At 52.6% G+C, this 1,465-nt stretch carries 1 protein-coding gene; it reads right to left on the bottom strand.

Going from position 1 to position 1,465, the window contains the following annotated elements:
• Positions 1-27 precede the first annotated feature (27 nt).
• Positions 28-1,379 (bottom strand): IS3 family transposase gene (locus BOSE62_RS17340; RefSeq protein WP_236554228.1). Its coding sequence is split into 2 segments (ribosomal slippage): positions 28-1,041 and positions 1,044-1,379, totalling 1,350 coding nucleotides; the frame shifts between segments, so codons are not numbered across the junction.
• Positions 1,380-1,465: the final 86 nt, after the last annotated feature.

Below are 1,465 nucleotides of genomic sequence, written 5' to 3'. Positions count from 1 at the left end.
TGAGTGTTTGGCACCATCTGGTTGATATTAAGCTGCCAGCTTGCTGTGAAGCAAGCGGCGTTTTTTAAAAGTCTGTTGTTTTATCCTTTCTCTTTGCTTGATGATTGATGCTGCCCTACCGAAGTAGGCATCAGCAGGTGTCACGTTCTTGAGGCTCTCGTGATAGCGCTCATGGTTGTAATGCTCGACGAACGCCTCGATCTGCTTATCCAGATCACCGGGTAGGTAATAATTCTCTAGCAGGATGCGGTTCTTCAGGGTCTGATGCCACCGTTCGATCTTTCCCTGGGTTTGTGGATGGAAGGGAGCGCCGCGAACATGGCGCATCTTTCTGTCTTTGAGCCAGTCGGCCAGTTCTCCGGCAACATAGCTGGGACCATTGTCGCTGAGCAGCCGGGGTTTGTGCAGCACATGGGCCTGATCACAGCCAGAAGCTGTCAACGCCAGCTCTAGTGTATCGGTCACATCTTCAGCGCGCATGGTTGTGCATAGCTTCCAGCTGATAATGTAGCGGGAGAAGTCATCGAGGATGGTGGAGAGATAATACCAGCCCCAACCGATGATTTTGAGATAGGTAAAATCCGTCTGCCAGAGCTGGTTAGGTGCAGTGGTTTTATCTTTAAACTCGCTGGCAGCCTTCATGACGATAAAGGCGGGGCTGGTGATCAGGTCATGCGCCTTGAGGAGCCGGTAAACACTAGCTTCCGATACAAAGTAGCCTTTAGTGTCGGTGAACGTGACCGCAAGTTCGCGGGGCGATAGCTCCGATCGCTCCAGCGCCATTTCCAGTATCTGGTCGTGGATCTCGTCCGGTATCCGGTTCCATGCGCGACGAGGCCCAGGGCGCTTGTCTTCCAGCGCATCTTCACCAAAGCGCTGATACAGGTCATACCAGCGGTAGAAGGTAGGCCGGGCAATGCCCAGCCTATCCAGTGTCTGTTTGGCTGGCAGATGAGAACGCTCCACCAGCTTGATGATCTCAAGCTTCTCGGATGCGGGGTATCTCATTCGTCTTCGCCCCCATCCCCGATCATGCTTTTTTTAAGGAGCCGGTTCTCAAGCGTGAGCTCTGCAACAACTTCTTTCAGATCACGGCCTTCACGGCGAAGTTCGGTCACTTCTTCATTGTTAGCAGCACGCGCCGTATCGCCTGCAAGACGCTTCTTGCCAGCCTCCATGAAGTCCTTTGACCATTTGTAATAAACACCCTGGGCAATGCCTTCACGGCGGCACAGTTCGGCAATCGTATCATCACCGCGCAGGCCTTCCAGCACGATCCGTATCTTCTCTTCTGCACTATACTGCTTGCGGGTTTGACGGCGGATGTCCTTGACCACGCGTTCAGCACTAGCTTTGGAATTTTTCTGTTTTGGTCTCATCTTCGTTCCTTGCGTCACTACGATGATACCAAAACACTCACATGTTAATGAACCGCAATCTGTCTATCGAACGCTGACGGGGGACA

The organism is Sphingorhabdus sp. 109, from assembly GCF_902506555.1.
GTDB lineage: Bacteria > Pseudomonadota > Alphaproteobacteria > Sphingomonadales > Sphingomonadaceae > Parasphingorhabdus.
Note: the sequence above shows the minus strand (reverse complement) of the source record. Positions and strands in the feature narration are given on the sequence as shown.